General features: G+C 64.0%; 13 protein-coding genes. 12 read left to right on the top strand and 1 reads right to left on the bottom strand.

What is annotated here, in order from left to right; translation table 11 throughout:
* Positions 1-62 precede the first annotated feature (62 nt).
* The 8 genes from IM701_RS16685 (at position 63) to cobA (ending at position 11852) form a co-directional block, all read left to right on the top strand.
* On the top strand, positions 63-1469 hold the full coding sequence (locus tag IM701_RS16685; protein ID WP_193828824.1) for a CmpA/NrtA family ABC transporter substrate-binding protein: 1407 nt from the start codon (positions 63-65) through the stop codon (positions 1467-1469).
* Between the two features lie 16 nt (positions 1470-1485).
* Positions 1486-2508 (top strand): ABC transporter permease, encoded by a 1023-nt coding sequence (locus IM701_RS16680; protein WP_230487931.1) that lies wholly within the window; start codon positions 1486-1488, stop codon positions 2506-2508.
* A 12-nt stretch (positions 2509-2520) separates the two neighbouring features.
* Positions 2521-4200, top strand: coding sequence for an ABC transporter ATP-binding protein (locus IM701_RS16675; RefSeq protein WP_193828823.1), 1680 nt, complete (start codon positions 2521-2523; stop codon positions 4198-4200).
* Between the two features lie 62 nt (positions 4201-4262).
* Positions 4263-5522, top strand: coding sequence for an alginate export family protein (locus tag IM701_RS16670; protein WP_193828822.1), 1260 nt, complete (start codon positions 4263-4265; stop codon positions 5520-5522).
* Between the two features lie 234 nt (positions 5523-5756).
* Positions 5757-8231: a nitrite reductase large subunit NirB gene (gene nirB, locus IM701_RS16665; protein ID WP_193828853.1), complete on the top strand. Its 2475-nt coding sequence runs from the start codon at positions 5757-5759 to the stop codon at positions 8229-8231.
* Entirely contained in the window at positions 8231-8572 is a 342-nt protein-coding gene (gene nirD, locus IM701_RS16660; protein WP_039338533.1) for a nitrite reductase small subunit NirD, read from the top strand. Before nirB ends, nirD begins: the two co-directional genes overlap by 1 nt.
* Complete coding sequence (locus IM701_RS16655) at positions 8569-11079, top strand: molybdopterin-dependent oxidoreductase (RefSeq protein WP_193828821.1); 2511 nt, start codon at positions 8569-8571, stop codon at positions 11077-11079. Before nirD ends, IM701_RS16655 begins: the two co-directional genes overlap by 4 nt.
* On the top strand, positions 11076-11852 hold the full coding sequence (cobA, locus tag IM701_RS16650; protein WP_193828820.1) for a uroporphyrinogen-III C-methyltransferase: 777 nt from the start codon (positions 11076-11078) through the stop codon (positions 11850-11852). The genes IM701_RS16655 and cobA overlap by 4 nt, the downstream gene beginning before the upstream one ends.
* Here cobA and IM701_RS16645 read toward each other — a convergent pair whose 3' ends face one another.
* Positions 11853-13037 (bottom strand): acyl-CoA dehydrogenase, encoded by a 1185-nt coding sequence (locus IM701_RS16645; RefSeq protein WP_193828819.1) that lies wholly within the window; start codon positions 13035-13037, stop codon positions 11853-11855.
* A gap of 147 nt (positions 13038-13184) precedes the next feature.
* On the opposite strand from IM701_RS16645, the gene IM701_RS16640 reads away from it, so the two are divergent.
* From IM701_RS16640 to IM701_RS16625, 4 genes are all read left to right on the top strand, one after another.
* Positions 13185-14360: an aminotransferase gene (locus IM701_RS16640; protein WP_193828852.1), complete on the top strand. Its 1176-nt coding sequence runs from the start codon at positions 13185-13187 to the stop codon at positions 14358-14360.
* A 280-nt stretch (positions 14361-14640) separates the two neighbouring features.
* On the top strand, positions 14641-15855 hold the full coding sequence (locus IM701_RS16635; RefSeq protein ID WP_010890944.1) for a tyrosine-type recombinase/integrase: 1215 nt from the start codon (positions 14641-14643) through the stop codon (positions 15853-15855).
* Positions 15846-17978: a tyrosine-type recombinase/integrase gene (locus tag IM701_RS16630; RefSeq protein WP_010890943.1), complete on the top strand. Its 2133-nt coding sequence runs from the start codon at positions 15846-15848 to the stop codon at positions 17976-17978. The genes IM701_RS16635 and IM701_RS16630 overlap by 10 nt, the downstream gene beginning before the upstream one ends.
* Positions 17975-18454, top strand: a complete 480-nt coding sequence (locus IM701_RS16625) for a hypothetical protein (protein WP_011445585.1) — start codon at positions 17975-17977, stop codon at positions 18452-18454. The genes IM701_RS16630 and IM701_RS16625 overlap by 4 nt, the downstream gene beginning before the upstream one ends.
* The last annotated feature ends 170 nt before the right edge of the window (positions 18455-18624 follow it).

Raw genomic sequence — 18624 nt, 5'->3', positions numbered from 1 at the left:
ATCGGGATGCGTTCGGGCGGCTTTTTCGTGTTTGCCACGCCGCATTCGAGGGGTGGTCGAGTATGGTCGGACTGGGCGGTTTCAATCGGCGGGGCATGATTGCGGCATTGTTGGCGGGCGTGGCCGTGGCAAGCTGCGGCAAAGGCGGGGATGCGCCAGAAAAGCCTGCTGCTTCGGCCAATGGCATTGAGAAGCCGGTGCTGAAGCTCGGCTTCATCAAGCTGACCGACATCGCCCCTCTGGTCGTGGCCCAAGAGAAAGGCTTCTTCCGTGAGGAAGGGCTGACCGTGACGCTCGAGCCCCAGGCGAACTGGAAGGTCCTGCTCGATGGGGTGACCGGCGGGCAGCTGGATGGCGCACACATGCTGGCTGGACAGGTGCTGGCCTCGGGCGCAGGGATCGGCAGCAAGGTGCCGCTGGTCACGCCGTTCTCGCTGGACATCAATGGCAAGGGCGTGACGGTTTCCAACCAGGTGTGGGACATGATCGCGCCCAGCCTGCCCAAGGGGCCGGATGGCAAGGTGCAGATGCCGATCTCGGCCTCGGCGCTCGCCCCGGTCGTTGCCAAGTTCAAGGCCGAGGGCAAGCCTTTCAAGATGGGCATGGTCTTCCCGGTCTCGACCCACAACTACATCCTGCGCTACTGGCTGGCGGCAGGCGGTCTGAACCCCGGCTTCTACCTGCCGGGCGATACCGCTGGCGTGACAGGAGCCGACGTGCAGCTTTCGGTCACCCCGCCGCCACAGATGCCCGCCACGATGGAAGCCGGCACGATCAACGGCTATTCGGTGGGCGAGCCGTGGAACCAGGCATCGGTCGCTAAGAAGATCGGCGTGCCGATCATTGTCGATCCCGATATTGCGGGCACCACGGGCGACAAGGTTTTCGGCCTGACGGCAGACTTCGCGAAGAAGAATCCCAACACGGTCAAGGCGCTGACCCGCGCGCTGATCCGCGCTTCGATGTGGCTTGATGCCGAAGGCGGCAAGAACCGGCCCGAAGCGGTCAAGATGCTCGCCAGCCCGAAGTACGTCGGCGCCGATGAAAAGGTGCTGATGGCGTCGATGACCGGCAAGTTCACCTTCGGCGCGGGCGACACACGGGATACGCCCGAATTCAACCTCTTCTTCGATCAACAGGCCAGCTACCCGTTCTATTCGGATGGCATCTGGTACCTCACGCAGATGCGTCGCTGGGGGCAGATCGCCGAGGACAAGGGTGATCAGTGGTATCTCGACACGGTCAAGTCGGTCTATCGTCCGGACATCTATGAGGAAGCGGCCAAGTCGCTCGTCGCCGATGGCAAGGCCAGTGCCGACCAGTTCCCCGCCACCGACGGCTTCCGCGTCTATGCCCGCAAGGCGATCGACGGCGTGCCCTTCGATGCCAAGAAACCCGCTGCCTATGTCGCCAGCTTCTCGATCGGTCTGAAGGCCGGCCAGAAGGTGACACCGGCAGGCGTGAAGTAAGACAGGAGCGATTACGATGAACGCGGTTGCATTGCGCAAGGACGAATTCGTCGGCACCGAAGCGGACGTCATGGAGGGGGGCGGGTCCCTCCTCCCCGAAACAGAGGCGGAGACGAACGCGGAGAACGCTGCGAAACCCGAAAGAGCGCTGCCGTTCGGCATCAAGCTGCCCACGGGCCGCGCCGCGTCCGACGCGCTCTGGCCACCGCTGGCAGGGATCGGCGGGTTCCTGGCGCTGTGGGCGCTGCTGGCGCCGCTGGTACAGACATCGCTCGGTACGCTCCCTGGGCCGGGCGATGTCTGGTCGGCTTTCGGGGGCCTGCTCGACGAAGCCGCCGCCTCGCGCGTTGCCGCGGCCGAAGCGGTGGCCGCAGGCTACGCCTACACCGGCCCGCCAACCTTCATCGACCAGATCTTCACCAGCCTCGAGACGGTAGCGGCAGGCTTTGTGCTGGCGACAATGTTCGCTGTGCCGCTCGGTCTGGTTGCCGGCATGTCGAAGCGCGTCAATGCCGCGATCAATCCGCTGGTGCAGGTGATGCGCCCGGTCAGCCCGCTGGCCTGGCTGCCGATCGTGACGATGGTGGTTTCCGCCTCGGTCAGCAGCGATGATCCGACCCTGCCCAAGAGCTTCGTGATCTCTGCCGTTGTCGTTATGCTCTGCTCGCTCTGGCCGACGCTGATTAACACCGCGATCGGCACGGCCAGCATCGACAAGGACTTAATCGCGGTGGGCCGCGTGCTGCGCCTTGGCTGGTTCGCCAAGCTGACCCGGCTCGTCCTGCCTTCCTCGCTGCCCTATATCTTCACGGGCATGCGCCTTTCGCTCGGCACCGGCTGGATGGTGCTGATCGCGGCGGAAATGCTCGCGCAGAATCCGGGCCTCGGCAAGTTCGTGTGGGACGAATTCCAGAATGGTTCGGAAAAGTCGCTCGCTCGCATCATGGTTGCCGTGGTGGTGATTGGCCTGATCGGCTTCGGCCTCGACCGGGTGATGATGGCGCTGCAGTCCTTCGTCAGCCGCAACCGCACCGTCTGAGGAGATTGTCCGATGGCTACGATCCTTTCCCTGAAAGATCTCCGCAAGTCCTACGAGGGCAAGTCCGGTGGCGTGACCGAAGTCCTTGGCGGCATCGACCTCGATGTCGAGGAAGGCGAGTTCACTGCGATCCTCGGCTTCTCCGGAGCGGGCAAGACCACGCTGATCTCGGCCATCGCCGGTCTGGTCGAACCCGATGCCGGAGAGATCCTGCTTCGCGGCAAGGCGATTGACGGGCCGGACAAGGATCGCGGGCTGGTGTTCCAGTCCTACTCGCTGTTCCCGTGGCTGACGGTCGAACAGAACGTGGCGCTCGCCGTGGACTCGGTTCACAAGGATCGCACCAGGGAAGCGCGCGCCGCGCTGGTCCGCCAGAAGGTCGAACTGGTCGGCCTGGGCCACGCGATGGAGCGCAAGCCCGCGCAGCTTTCCGGCGGGATGCGCCAGCGGGTTTCGGTGGCGCGCGCGCTGGCGATGGAGCCCGAGATCCTGCTGCTGGACGAGCCGCTTTCGGCCCTCGACGCCCTGACCCGCGCCAAGCTGCAGGACGAGATCGACCGTATTCGCGAAGAGGAGAAGCGGACGATCATTCTGGTCACCAATGACGTGGACGAGGCGCTGCTGCTCGCCGATCGGGTAGCGGTGCTGACGCCAGCTCCGGCGGCAAGGATCGGCCGGATATTTCCGGTGACCCTGCCGCGACCACGCGATCGCGAGGCGGTGAACGACAGCGTCGAATTCCAGAAGCTGCGCACCGAGATCGTCAATTACCTTGGCGAGCTGGCTGGCGAGAAAGCCGCGCAGGGCAGCGATTATGGGCATCTGCCCAAGGTCACCCCGCTCGACCTCGCGCCTCCGCCCAAGGCTTATCAGGACGCGGCGAGGAAGGGCGCGACGCGGCGCTACATGGAGTTCTGGAAGCTCCACAAAGTCTACCCCACGCCTACGGGTCCGCTGACCGTGGTCGAGGATTTCAACCTGATGATGGACAAGGGCGAGTTCATCTCGCTGATCGGCCATTCCGGTTGCGGCAAGTCTACCGTGCTGACGATGGCGGCAGGCCTCAACGAGATCAGCAAGGGCGGCATCATCCTCGACAACCGCGAGATCGACGTGGCGGGACCGGACAAGGCGGTGGTGTTCCAGGCGCCCAGCCTGATGCCGTGGCTGACCGCGCGGCAGAATGTGGCACTGGGGGTTGAGCGGGTCTATCCGCACGCGACCCGATCGGAACGGCGCGAGATCATTGATTATTACCTCGACCGCGTGGGCCTGGCCGATGCCAAGGACAAGATGGCGGCGGAAATGTCGAACGGCATGCGCCAGCGTGTCGGCATCGCCCGCGCCTTCGCGCTCTCCCCGCGCCTGCTGCTGTTGGACGAGCCCTTCGGCATGCTCGACAGCCTGACGCGCTGGGACTTGCAGGACGTGCTGGTCGAGGTTTGGAACCGCACCAAGGTGACCGCGATCATGGTGACGCATGACGTTGACGAGGCGATCCTGCTGGCTGACCGCGTGGTGATGATGACCAACGGCCCCAATGCCACCATCGGCAAGGTGTTGAAGGTCGACCTGCCGCGCCCGCGCGATCGCAAGACGCTGCTCAAGCACCCGGATTTCTACGCCTACCGTCAGGAAGTCCTGCGCTTCCTGGCCGAATACGATCACGGGCCGAAGGCCCACGCCGCCTGAGCGGTGACTTGAAATTGAGGGGATGCCTGAACGGCCTTCTTTGAGGGGTTCAGGAGGGAAACATGAAAAAGACTGCAATCACGGCGACGCTGCTCGCGTCGTCGATCGCCTTCGCACATCCGGCGTTTGCCGCTGGCAAGCCGGCGTTTGGCGATCCCATACCGGCTGAGGAGGGGCTGACGCTCGATCCGATCATCGATGCGCGCATTCGCTATGAAGGCGTGGACCAGCCAACGGTCGATGCCGATGCGCTGACCGTGCGGCTGCGCACAGGCGTTGAACTGAAGCACGCGCTGTCGCACCTCTCGGTGCTGGTCGAGGCCGAAGGCACACTGGGCCTCGTCAACGACTACAACGCCTTTCCCTTCGCGCTGCCCGGCAGCTCGCAGCGCCGCCCACAGTACGCAGTGGTCGCCGATGGCGAGAGCATCGACCTCAACCGCGCGCAGATCATGTACAAGGTGGAGGACTTCGCCCTGACCGTCGGGCGGCAGCGGATCAACCTTGACGATCAGCGCTTCGTTGGCTCGGTCGGCTGGCGTCAGAACGAGCAGACCTTCGATGCAGTGCGCGCCGAAGCGACGGTCGGGCCTGTCAGCATTGATGCCACTTATGCGATCCAGCAGGATTCGATCTTCGGATCGGAAGCCGGGCCGCGCCGCGCGATGGACGGGGACTTCGTCTTCGTGCAGGCTGCGGTAAAGGCTGGTCCCCTGCAGGTGAAGGGCTTTTCCTACATCATCGACTATGACGAGGCCTTCGCGTTCGCAAATTCCTCGCAGACCTATGGCGGGCGCGTGTCGGGCAGCATCCCGCTGTCGAAGGCGGTGAAGCTCAATGTGCTGGCCAGCTATGCGCGGCAGATGGACATCGGCCGCAACCCGGTGAACTACGAGGCAGATTTCGTGGTGGGCGAGCTTGGCATGGCGTACCAGGGCTTCACCCTGACCGGCGGCTATGAAAAGCTGGGCGCGGACAAGGCTGCGGGCAAGTCGTTCCAGACGCCGCTGGCAACGCTGCACAAGTTCAACGGCTGGGCCGACCTGTTCCTGACGACGCCCGGCAATGGGATTGAGGACTATTACGTCACGCTGGCCAAGGTCTTCCCGAAGGTGAAGGCGGTGCAGGGCCTCAACGCGAACGTCACCTATCACGAATTCCGCAGCGATGTGGGCAACGTGAAATTCGGCACGGAATGGGATGCCAGCCTTGGCTTCAAGACGAAGAAGGTGGGCTGGCTGGTCAAGTACGCCAACTACAACGCCGACAAGTTTGGCGTCGATCGCCAGATCCTGTGGTTGCAGGCCGAGGTGGCGTTCTGATAGTGACGTGCTGCACTGCAAAATAACCCTTGCAGTGCAGCCCCCGAATCGGTTAGCCAAGTGAACGAAGGCCAAGCGCCGCCCAAAGTCGGGTGGATCAATCGCAAGGCCTGAAAGATCAACATCGCGTGGCAACGTCGCCGCCCAGACCTTCCCAATCGGGATGCGTTCGGGCGGCTTTTTGTGTTCACGCGTCTGCGAAGGAACGTTTGCGTGAACGCCCCTGCTACCCTGATGGAAAAGGACCGGACCGCGCCCGTGAAGGAGCGGTTGGTGGTGATCGGCAACGGCATGGCCGGGTGTCGCGCCGTCGAGGAAATCCTTGCCCGCGATCCTGCGCGTTTCGACGTGACGATCTTCGGCGCGGAACCGCGGGTGAATTACAACCGCATCATGCTTTCGCCAGTGCTCGCGGGCGAAAAGGCGTTCGAGGACATCGTCATCAATGGCGAGGACTGGTACGCCGACAACGACATTACGCTGGTTTCCGGCGATCCGGTGGTGGCGATCGACCGAGAAACGCAGACGGTGCTGGCCAAGTCGGGCCGGGTCGAACCGTATGACCGGCTGCTGATCGCCACCGGCTCCGATCCGTTCATCATCCCCGTGCCCGGCAAGGACCTGGCGGGCGTGGTCACTTTCCGCGATCTGGATGACGTCGACAAGATGCTGAGCGCCGCCGAAAAGGGCGGCTGCGCTGTGGTGGTCGGCGGTGGCCTGCTCGGGCTGGAGGCAGCGCATGGCCTTTCGCTTCGCGGCATGAAGGTCACCGTCGTTCATCTGATGCCGACGCTGATGGAGCGCCAGCTCGACGAGGCGGCGGGATACCTGCTCAAGACCGAACTCGAACGCCGCGGCCAGACCATCGTGACCGGTGCCGACACCGCCGAAATCATCGGTCGGGATGGCCACGTGGCCGGTGTAAGGCTTAAGGACGGGCGCGAATTTGCAGCCGACATCGTGGTCATGGCCGTCGGCATCCGCCCGGCCACCGGCCTTGCCAAGGCGGCAGGCCTCGCAGTCGAGCGCGGTGTTGTCGTTGACGACCACATGGTCACCAGCGACCCGGCGATCATGGCGGTGGGTGAATGCGTGCAACACCGCGGTGCCTGCTACGGTCTGGTTGCCCCCTTGTGGGACATGTGCCGTGCGCTGGCCGATGCGGCCTGCGAGACTCCCAGCGGTTATCAAGGCTCAGTCACCTCGACCAAGCTCAAGGTCTCGGGCATCGACCTTTTCTCGGCAGGCGATTTCTCGGGCGGCGACGGCGCGGAGGACATTGTCATGCGCGATGCCGCGCGCGGGCTCTACAAGCGCGTTGTCGTAAGGGACAACAAGCTCGTCGGCGCGGTGCTCTATGGCGATACCGCCGATGGCAACTGGTACTTCGACCTGCTGAAGAAGGGCGAGGATGTCTCCGACATCCGGGAGGCGCTGATTTTCGGCCAGGCCTTCGCCAGCGGAGGCGCCCTGCTGGACCCTAATGCCGCCGTTGCAGCTCTTTCAGAGGACGCAGAAATCTGCGGCTGCAACGGCGTTTCCAAAGGCAAGGTGATCGAGACGATCAATGCCGGTGCCTGCAGCCTCGATGCTGTGCGCAGCACCTGCAAGGCTTCGGCCTCCTGCGGATCGTGCACCGGTCTGGTCGAAAGCCTGCTTTCGCTCACATTGGGCGGCGAGGTGCAGTCGGGTCCGAAGACGCTGTGCAAGTGCACCAGCTTCAGCCACGACGATGTTCGCCGCCTGATTGCCGACAAGAGCCTCAAGGCCATCCCGCAGGTGATGCAGGAACTGCACTGGACCACGCCTGATGGTTGCTCGTCATGCCGCCCGGCGCTGAACTACTATCTGCTCTGCGCCTGGCCGGGCGAGTACGAGGACGATCAGAAGAGCCGCTTCGTCAACGAACGTCTCCACGCCAATATCCAGAAGGACGGCACCTATTCGGTGGTGCCGCGCATGTGGGGCGGGCTTACCAACCCGCGCGAGCTGCGCGCGATTGCCGATGTGGTCGAGAAGTACAACGCGCCAATGGTCAAGGTGACCGGCGGCCAGAGGCTGGACATCTTCGGGATCAGGAAGGAGGACCTGCCTGCTGTCTGGGCCGACCTCAATGCCGCAGGGATGGTTTCGGGCCATGCCTATGGCAAGAGCCTGCGCACCGTGAAGACCTGCGTCGGGTCCGAATGGTGCCGCTTCGGCACGCAGGATTCGACCGGCCTCGGCGTGAAGCTGGAGCGGATGACCTGGGGTTCGTGGATGCCCCACAAGTTCAAGATCGCGGTGTCGGGCTGCCCGAGAAACTGTGCCGAGGCGACGATCAAGGACTTCGGCGTGGTCTGCGTCGATAGCGGGTACGAACTCCACGTCGGCGGCAATGGCGGGATCAAGGTCCGCGCCACTGACCTCTTGTGCAAGGTTGCGACCGAGGCAGAGGCGATGGACGTCTGCGCGGCCTTCATCCAGCTTTATCGCGAACAGGCGCACTACCTCGAACGCACCGCGCCGTGGATCGAACGGGTGGGTCTCGATCACGTGAAGGCAGGCCTGTTCGACGATCCCGACAGCGTGCGCCGCCTCGCCGCGCGGTTCCGCTATTCCCAGACCTTCTGTCAGGACGATCCCTGGGCCGAGCGCGTGGCCGGCAAGGACGCGGACCTGCACCAGCACCTTGCCGAGGTGCGTCCCCTTCAGCTGGAGGCCCTGTAATGATCGGAGACTGGCTCGACATCGGTCACGTAGACCAGATCACCCCCGGCACTGCGCGTACGCTCCCGGTCGTGGGATCGGACGAGATTGCGGTGTTCCGCACGCTCAAGAACGAGTTCTATGCGCTTGTGAACAAGTGCCCGCACAAGCAGGGGCCGCTTTCGCAGGGCATCGTTCACGGCAATGTCGTCACATGCCCGCTGCACAACTGGAACATCTCGCTCAAGACGGGCGAGGCGCTGGGGGAGGACAATGGGTGCGTCCCTACCGTCCCGATGAAGGTTGACGCAGGCCGCATGTACCTTTTGCGCTCGGCCGTTGTCGGGAGGCGTGCTGCTTGAGGGCGGTTCGCACCACGTGCGCCTATTGCGGCGTCGGTTGCGGCATTCGCGCCGAGGTGACGGGAGAGCGCGCGGTCGTCATCCGGGGCGATGCGCAGCACCCGGCGAACTTGGGCAAGCTGTGCTCGAAGGGCACGCATCTGGGCGAAACGGTGGGGCTGGAAGGCCGCCTGCTCCACCCCATGATCGGCAACGCCCGCGCCGGGTGGGACGAGGCGCTCCACCTCGTTGCTGGCAAGATGCGCGACTGCGTTGAACGGCACGGTCCGGACAGTGTTGCGCTCTATGTCTCGGGCCAGCTTCTGACCGAGGACTACTATGCCGCCAACAAGCTGATGAAGGGCTTTGTCGGCAGCGCCAACATCGACACCAATTCGCGCCTGTGCATGGCCAGCGCCGTCGCCGCGCACAATCGGGCGTTCGGCGAGGACGTAGTGCCGGTCACCTACGATGATCTCGACGAGGCGGACCTGATCCTGCTTGTCGGCTCGAACACGGCTTGGTGCCACCCGGTGATCTGGCAGCGGATCGAGGCGGCGCGCGAGGCGCGGGGTACGAAGATCGTGGTGATCGATCCGCGCCGCACCGAAACGGCGGAACAGGCTGACCTTCACGTGCCCGTCCAGCCAGATGGAGATGTGGCGCTGTTCAATACGCTGCTGGCAGAGATGGTCCGGCGGGGGCTTGCCGATACGGTCCCGGCGATGGGCGAACACGGCCTTTCGCCCGATACCTTTGCCGCGCTGGCCGATCTCGTCGCCACGCACCCGCGCATGGTCACCGTGTTCTCGATGGGCGCGAACCAGTCGATTGCGGGAACGGACAAGGGCAACGCGATCATGAACCTGCACCTTGCCATGGGCCGCATCAACGCGCCGGGCATGGGGCCGTTTTCGATGACCGGACAGCCCAACGCCATGGGCGGGCGCGAAGTCGGCGGGCTTGCCAATATGCTGGCCTGCCATCTCGGCTTTTCCGAAAGCGAACTGTCCGATGTCGCCGCGTACTGGCAGGCCCCGCGCATGTGCAGCGCCCCCGGCCTCAAGGCGGTGGACCTGTTCCGCGCCGTGCACGATGGCCGCGTCAAGTTCCTGTGGGTGATGGCCACCAACCCCGCCGTTTCGATGCCCGATGCCGGTTTCGTGCGCGAGGCCCTGGCCAAGTGCGAAACGCTGGTCGTGTCGGACGTGATCGCCGATACAGACACCGCACGGCTCGCCCACATCCGCCTGCCCGCGCTGGCTTGGGGCGAGAAAGACGGCACCGTCACCAACTCCGAACGCCGCGTGAGCCGCCAGCGCGCTCTGTTTGCTGCGCCGGGAGAGGCAAGGGCGGATTGGGCAATCATCGCTGACGTTGCAAAGGCGATGGGCTTTGCAGGGTTCGATTGGCCCAACGCCGCCGCCGTGTTCCGCGAATATGCGGCAATGACCGCGCTTTCGGTAAAGCACGGCAAGGTTCTTGACCTGACCGCCCATGCCGGGATTTCCGACGCGGATTACGAAGCGCTTGACCCGTTCGTTTGGGGAGGACGCCATCCGCTGCAGGGCCGCGAGATGAAGATCGTGCCCGTCGAGCCCCGCACCCGCCCGGTCGACCCGGATTTTCCCTTGCGCCTCAACACCGGCCGTTACCGCGATCAATGGCACACGATGACGCGCACCGGCCTTTCGCCCACGCTTGCCCAGCACCGGCGCGAACCGCTGCTCGAGGTGCATCCTGCCGATGCCGCTGAGGCAGGCATTGCCGATGGCGCGCTTGCCCGCGTCGTTTCGGCAGCGGGCAGTTCGGTGTTCCGCGCGAGCGTGACCGATGCGCAAGGCCGCGGCCAGGTCTTCGTGCCGATGCACTGGACTGATGTTATGGCGAGTGGCGGGCGCGGCAACCTTCTGCCCGATCAGTCGGTCGATCCCGTGTCCGGCCAGCCCGGCTTCAAGAACAACGCCTGCCGGATCGAGCCGGTCGGCAGCGAATGGCGCGGCTTCCTTGTCCGCCGTGAACCGATCAGCCCGCAGGGCCTTGTCTGGTGGAGCCGATCCGCGATAGCTGGCGGTTGGCTTTATGAGCTCGCTGGCAACGGCGCTGTCGATGCCGATGCCTTGCTGCCCGCAGGCAATCGCAGCGAGGCGGTCGATCTGGCGCGTGGCATGCGCCGTCTCGCCGTGAGCGATGGCAGCGGCGCGATGGCCGGAGCGCTATTCATCACCCGCATCGGGCAATTGCCACCGCGTGAGTGGATCGCGGCGCAACTGGGGGCGAGTGGCGCGCACCTTCCCGAATTGCTGGCCGCGCGGCCCAGCGCTCCTGCGCCGCATCGCGGGCCAGTGGTCTGCGTCTGCCACGGCATCGGCACCAACCAGATTCTTGCCCATGCCGAGCAGGGCGCGGGGACCGTGGCGGAAGTGGGCAGGGCGTGTGGCGCGGGGACCAATTGCGGTTCGTGCCGCCCGGCGATTGCCCGGCTGCTGCGCGAATGGAACGAGACATGCGAAGAGGCTGCGCAATGAACGACTTTCCGCAGGGCATGGTCTGGCTGGTCGGGGCGGGGCCGGGTGATCCGGAATTGCTGACCCGCAAGGCGGAGCGGCTGATTGCATCGGCCAGTGTGATCTTCCACGATGCGCTGGTTGCCCCCGGCGTTCTGGCGCTGGCCGTGCCGAGTGCAAGGCTGGTCCATGTTGGCAAGCGTTCCGGGCGGCATTCCAAGGCGCAGGAGACGATCGACAGCCTGATTGTTGAAGCTGCGCTGGCGGGGCATCGCGTGGTGCGTCTAAAGGGTGGAGACCCTGCGATCTTCGGCCGCGCCACCGAAGAGCTGGACGCCTGCCGCGGGGCAGGCGTGGCGGTGCGGATCTGTCCCGGCGTGACAGCCGCCAGCGGCGCCGCAGCCAGCCTCGGCGCCTCGCTCACCCTGCGCGGCCTCGCTCGCAAGCTGACCTTCGTGACGGCGCATGTCCGTGCGGGCGAAACGCTCTCGCTCGATTGGGCATCGCTGGCCGATCCCGAAGCGACGCTGGCCGTCTACATGGGCAAGTCGTCGGCGGGCGCGGTGTCACGCGGGCTGATCGAGGCCGGGCTGCCCGCCGACACGCCGGTTGCCCTGGTCGAGGCGGCGAGCCTTCCGGAAGAGCGCCAGTTCCATACGCGCCTCGACCTGCTGCCGCTTGTCGCGCGCACGGCGCTGGGCGATGGCCCGGCGCTGTTGCTGATCGGTCAGGCCATGGCGCGGCGCGATGGCGTGACCGCCACAAGCAGCGCCGCGTTCATGGTCAACTCCTGATCAGAACGCAGCGATGCCGGTGATGGCGCGGCCGAGGATCAGCGCGTGGACATCGTGCGTGCCCTCGTAGGTATTGACCGTCTCGAGGTTCACCATGTGGCGGATCACCTGATATTCGCCGGAGATGCCGTTGCCGCCGTGCATGTCACGCGCCATGCGAGCAATGTCGAGCGCCTTGCCGACGTTGTTGCGCTTGACGATGGAGATCATTTCGGGCGCGAACCTGCCGGCGTCCATCAGGCGGCCGACTTGCAGTGAGGCGTGCAGGCCCAGCGTGATTTCGGTCAGCATGTCGGTGAGCTTCTTCTGGTAAAGCTGCGTGCTTGCCAGCGGGCGGCCGAACTGATGACGATCCAGACCATATTGCCGCGCCGCGTGGTAGCAGAACTCCGCCGCTCCCAGTGCGCCCCATGAGATGCCGTAGCGCGCGCGGTTGAGGCAGCCGAACGGACCTTTCAGGCCCTGCACGTTCGGCAGCAACGCATCGTCCGGAACGAAGACATCGTCCATCACGATCATGCCCGTGATCGAGGCGCGCAGGCTGACCTTGTTCTCGATCTTGGGCGCGGACAGGCCTTTCATGCCCTTTTCCAGCACGAAGCCGCGAATGCCGCCGCCATGCGCCTCGCTCTTGGCCCAGACGACGAAGACATCGGCAATCGGTGCGTTGGAAATCCAGGTCTTGGCGCCGTTGAGCACATAACCGCTATCGACCTTCCGGGCCACCGTGCGCATCCCGCCCGGGTCCGACCCCGCGTCAGGCTCGGTCAGGCCGAAGCAGCCGATCCATTCGCCGGTGGCCAGCCTGGGCAGATACTTGCGCCGTTGCTCTTCCGATCCGTACTCGAAGATCGGGAACATCACGAGGCTGGACTGCACGCTCATCATCGAGCGGTAACCGGAATCGATCCGCTCCACCTCGCGGGCGACAAGGCCGTAGGATACGTAACCGGCGTTGGCGCAGCCGTAGTCCTCGGGCAACGTCACGCCAAGCAGGCCCTGGCTGCCCATCTCGCGGAAGATTTCAGGGTCGGTATGCTCGTTGGCGAAAGCATCGATCACGCGGGGGGCAAGGCGATCCTGCGCGAAGCTGCGTGCGGCATCACGGATCATCCGTTCATCATCGGTAAGCAGGCCGTCCAGCCCCAGTGCGTCTTCCCAATCGAACGGTACCATGCCTGCCATTGCGTGCTCTCCGAATGCGCTCCCTGTGCGGCGGGTGATTGCACCTGAAATCAGTTCACTTCAACCACCCAAATGGCCACGCGCATCTGATTGTGGGGAAACATTGCAAGCAGGCCCCGCTGCTGGCTAGGTTGGCAAGTGATGACCATGCCGCACTCGCACCTGCACCCGATCTATGCCGAAATGCCGGTGACAATCTTCGAGCACATGTCCGGCCTTGCCCGCGATCTGGGCGCGATCAATCTGGGACAGGGGTTCCCAGATGGTCCTCCTCCTACCGAATTGCTGCGCGCATTGACCCGCGCCGCGATGGAGCAATCGCACCAGTATCCGCCGATGGCCGGATTGCCCGAACTGCGAAGGGCTGTCGCAGGCTTCTACGCTCGCATCCAAGGTCTCGATCTTGCGCCGGAAAGCGTCGTGGTGACATCGGGCGCGACCGAGGCGGTGGCTTCGGCCATCCTGGCGGTGGTTGCGCCGGGTGACGAAGTCCTGCTGTTCGCGCCTGCCTATGATGCCTATGCGCCGCTGGTCCGCCGTGCAGGCGGCAAGCCGGTGTTCGTCGCGCTCAAGCCGCCAGTGTGGGCGTTCGACGCCGCCACCATCGCCGGGGCGATCACGCCCCGGACGCGGGCACTTGTCCTCAACGATCCGCTCAATCCCACAGGGACGGTAGCGTCGCCAGCCGACCTCGCCATGCTGGCGGGACTGTGCGTTGCGCATGATCTTTTCGCGATCTGTGATGAAGTTTGGGAAAACGTGCGCTTCGACGGCCGGGCGCATGCATCGCTGCTGGCGCAGCCGGGGATGGCGCAGCGGGCGGTCAAGATCGGCTCTGCGGGCAAGATCTTTGGCGCAACCGGGTGGAAGGTTGGCTGGATCGTAGGCGCCCCAGAAGTGGCCGCGGTGGTTGGCCGAGCGCATCAGTTCCTCACCTTCACCACCCCGCCGATGCTACAATGGGCCGTGGCCGAAGCGCTTGACGATCCGGCGATTGCACCAGGCTGCCATGCGCAATGGTCTGTCACGCGCGAGCGGCTGATTGCCAGGCTGAAGCAGCAGGGCTTTTGCGTGTTGGACAACGTGGCGACGTGGTTCACCTGCATCGACCTGCCTGCTTCCGGCATTGCGCTGGACGACCGGACGTTCAGCGAGAGGGCCGTGCGCGAAGCGGGCGTTGCCTCGATCCCCATCTCGGCGCTGTGGGAAGGGGAAGGACGTCCCGATCACATCGTCAGGCTGTGCCATTGCAAGAACGCCGCGATGCTCGACGAAGCGGTGGACCGGCTCGGCCGGTGGCGGACGGAATTGAAATCGAGCTAATTCGATTTCCTCGGTCCGGGCCGATAGTCCAGCAATGTCCAGACTCTGGCGCCACGAGCGCGACGTCGCCCGTCGCTTGGGAACGCAACCGAAGCAAGGCCCCATTGCCAGCGCTTCTGCACGGCAGAAGAAGCATATCATAACTTGCGCAACTCCTTATGCGCAAAACTGATAATTTACATTATGTAAATACCGATACCATAACTGTCCATGTAAACTGTGTCCAGTGTGATGGCGAAAGGCTTGCAGTCACGGGGGTCTTTCAACAGTATCAGCGACCGTGTCCACTCCGTTCGCTACGACGCCCTGGCAGGCTGCGCGCATCGAAATGCCCGGCGGTCGCCGGTCGTGGACGGTATTGGATGATGACGGCGATGTCGTCGAGTGCCTTCGTCACTGGATCGTCCATCTCGAACAGACCCATGCGTCACCAAACACGATCCGCGCTTATGTTCGCCACGTTGTGGACTTCGCTAGCTTCCTCGGCGCAAACGGCGCCGGCATCCATGAAGCCACGGTTGCGCTGTATGACAGCTTCCTTGCCTGGCGGCTTGCCCGCCGAAAGGATGCGCTGCCAAGTCCTCGGCTGATCCTGCTACGCAAGCAGGAAACGCGGATTCTGGCACCATCGACGCGCAACCAGATCCAGCTCGCGGTCAAATCGTTCTACCGCTTTTACAACGGCACTGACGACTTCGCGGTCGATACGACCGAGGTCACAAAGGCCTATGACGGCCATCGGATCTACAAGCCGTTCCTTGAGCATATCAGCCAGCGACGGACGACACGGCGCAAAGACCGTTATCTCTCGGGCGATCCCGGCCGGGTCCAGCAGCAGGTGCTCAAGAAGCGGCTGACGCCGAGCGAGGTTCTGCGGCTGATCGAGGCCTGCGGGCTCGCGCGCGACGCCTTCCTGGTCGTGCTGCTCTACAACACCGGCCTTAGGATCGGTGAAGCGCTGGGCCTGCGCCATGTCGATATCGATCTCGCCGAAAAGGTCATCTGGGTCGTTCCGCGCGAAGACAATGCCAATGAGGCCCGTGCGAAATCGGGCCGGACGCGCGGTGTGCCGGTGCACGACTACGTGCTCAACATGTACGTCGATTACATCACCAGCGACGAATATCTGCCAGCCTTCGAGTCCGGCGCCGAGTACGTCTTCACCAATGTCAAAGCCGGCGTCATCGGGCACGCCATGAGCCTGTCCTACGCGCAGAAGCTCGCGGGCCTGCTGGAGCAGCGCACCCATATCGCCTTCAGCTGGCACATGTTCCGCCACAGCCATGCATCCGAGGCGATCGCGGCGGGATACAGCCTGCTCGAAGTGGCCGACCGGCTCGGGCATGCCAGCCCGCAAACGACAGCGGCGTTCTATCAGCACCTGTTCGCCTCGGAAATCCGCAGGCTTTACCTCACAGGACCCGACGAGGTGCATGAAAGGCTTGAGAAACTTCGCGAGGCTGAGCTGCTCGGAAAGGATCTGCGATGGGCCTGACGCCGCTGGCGCTCGTCGGCGGCACGCCGCACGATACCGATCGCTACAACAACTGGCTTGAGGGGCGCCTCGCGGAGATATCCCCCCTCCTCGTCGCCAATCCCATTTGGTCGGACGCCATGATGGGTGAGGTGTTCGGCCATCCCTGGCTGAGCCAGACATACGCAAGCTTGCCGCTTCAGGCTGCGGTTCCGGTACTCACCAACGAGATCAAGGCTTACCTGGCGGTATCCGTTCTCGACGATCGCAAGGCGGACGCCCACTGGTTCCAGCGCCGGATCCCGGTGATCCGCTATCTGGTAGAGGAAGGCGCGGACCTGCTTGGTCACTTTGAGGCGGGCTGCCTTGCCGACATCCCTCACCCCGGCTTCGCGCCATCAGATGACGAGGGTGCGCGCAAACGGAACCACCACAACGATGCAGTGCTGGAGTGCTACGCCGCCTGGTATGGCGCGAATTATGGACGGCGCAGGCAAAGCCAGACCCGCCAGTGGATCCGGGGCGGCAAGATCGTCACCAGCGAGTTCCGCTCACCGGAAGTGCAGCTGTTCGGTGATATCCATCGCTTCGCGATCATCAACCGGGCGCAGATGGCACCGATGCATGACCGCGACATCATCCTGCTCAACGATCTCTACAGCGAGGAGGACACACGCTTCCGCGATCGGCAACGGCGAAGCGACACCTATATCAACTTCCTGAACTTCGAGCCGTGGCTGCGCCCGCTGATGCGCGGCTTCCTGCTCGACAAGGTCGCACATGGGGAATTTGCGCCAAGAACGGTGATCGCGATGCGATCTCGGTTACGGCTGTTTGCGCAGTTCCTCCACGAAGAATCCGTCGCTGGTCCTGCGAAGATCAACGAACTAACGATGGAGCGCTATCTTGCATGGGGAAACGCGCGCAATGCCGCCGGCAAGAACTGGTACACCGACATCGTCCAACTGATGCGGGCAGCACCGGTGCTACTGCCGGGGGAATGGCCGCGGATCGCGCTCGACAAGCGCGCGGCGCGGCGCATCCGTTACAAGCAGGCACCGGATGACCCGCGCAACCGGCTCTACGCTTCGCGAGAGGGCGCCAACCGGGCGGCGCCTCCTGAGGCCTTGGCCGCGATGATGGCCAGGCTCGATGAACTGCCTGCCCCTATCCCGGTAATCTTCATGATCGGGATCACCACCGGTGCGCGAGCCGAAGACCTGCATGCCTTGCTCTTCGACTGCCTGCGGCCCGATCCGCACGACAAGCGGTTCATGCTGTTCACGTTCTGGCAGAACAAGGTCAGCCGCTGGAACACCAAGCCCTTGCTGGCGACCGATCCCGCGCACCGGGCCATGATCGAGTTGATCGAAGCCCAGCAGGATCGCGTCCGGCAGCGTTACGGGCGCGCCACGAAATACCTGTTCCCCGTCTTTTACGGCAAGCGGGAATCGTTCCTCGGCTACAACTGGACCTTGCAGGAGCTCAGGATGCTGTGCCTCAGGCACGGGATCGTCGATGGCGAAGGCAAGCCGTTCGACTTCTCATGGCATCCGTTGCGCCACCATCGAGGGACACAAATGGCGGCCGAAGGCCACGACATCCTGAGCATCATGTTCGAGCTCGGCCATGCCTCGCCGGATATGGCGTCGATGTACGTCAACAAGCGTCTCGATCTCAAGAAGAACGCCTTGCTGCGAAAGGGTGGCGGCCAGTTCTTCACAATCGCGGGCAAGGTCGACGAAGCGGTCGGCGATCTCCTGCTGCGCAAGGAAACCATGCTGGCCACGCGGGTCTGCGGCGGCGCCTGCACGCTGCCAGGGCAACTCGGCGAATGGTGCGAGCACGCCCACGCCTGCCTGACCTGCCGGTTCTTCCGCGCCGATGGCGGCGACGTGGAGCACTTCCGCTGTGAACGGGCCGGACTTTACGCCGCGATCGAAGGGCTCGAGCAGGAAGCGCAGAACTACGAGGAAGGCGGACAGACCCGCATGGCCGACATCACGCGCAAGCGCCTGCAACGCAATAAGGATGCGGTCCACAACACCGACACCATCATCCGCTCCATCGAGGAGCACGGCCTCTACAAGGGTGAAAAGCAGCGCTACAGGCCGGCCACTGCTCGAGAGGAAGCGACGTCATGACCATGGGACCGGATCTGCGGATCGCAACACTCAACGATGCCCGCAGCCGTCGTAGCGCAGAGAAGCGCGCTGCAGTCGAGGATGCGATCATGCGGCTGCGCGACACCAGGCAGGCTGTGACGTTCGTCTCGGTGGCACGTGAAGCAAAGGTCAGCCGCCAGTACCTCTACAACAACTTCGCCGACGAGATCGGCGAGGAACGCGTCGAAACCCGCGCGGAAACCGAGGTGATAGACGGCAAGAAGGTCCCGCTGCGAACGCCCGAGGAATATCGGCACATCGAAGCGGCACTCCGCAACAAGATCGAGCGCCTTGAGACCGAGCTCCGGGATGCCCGTGCCGAAAGGGCTAAGGCGGACCGAACGGCCGAGCGTGAGCGCGGTAAGGCGGAACACTGGCGTCAGCTCTACACGGCTGTCCTAGCTCGCGTATCACCGGGACAGTCGCCCGAGCCGCTGCCCTCCTCTGAAGACTGAACCGTCACGCTGCGATCGGGTTACGATCAAGCGAGTAGGAAGTGAGCCGCCTACGGCGTCTTGCACTTCCAACTCCCTTGATCGTCCAAATTATGAGCGAAACACAATGGACAGGTTTATCGCCTGCAAACCATTGAAACTAGGACACAAGACACGAATTGGTGTTGATA

It is taken from the genome of Novosphingobium sp. ES2-1 (assembly GCF_015169775.1).
Classification (GTDB): Bacteria; Pseudomonadota; Alphaproteobacteria; order Sphingomonadales; family Sphingomonadaceae; genus Novosphingobium; species Novosphingobium subterraneum.
The sequence above is the reverse complement of the archived record's forward strand: the minus strand, read 5'-3'. Positions and strand labels throughout refer to the sequence as shown.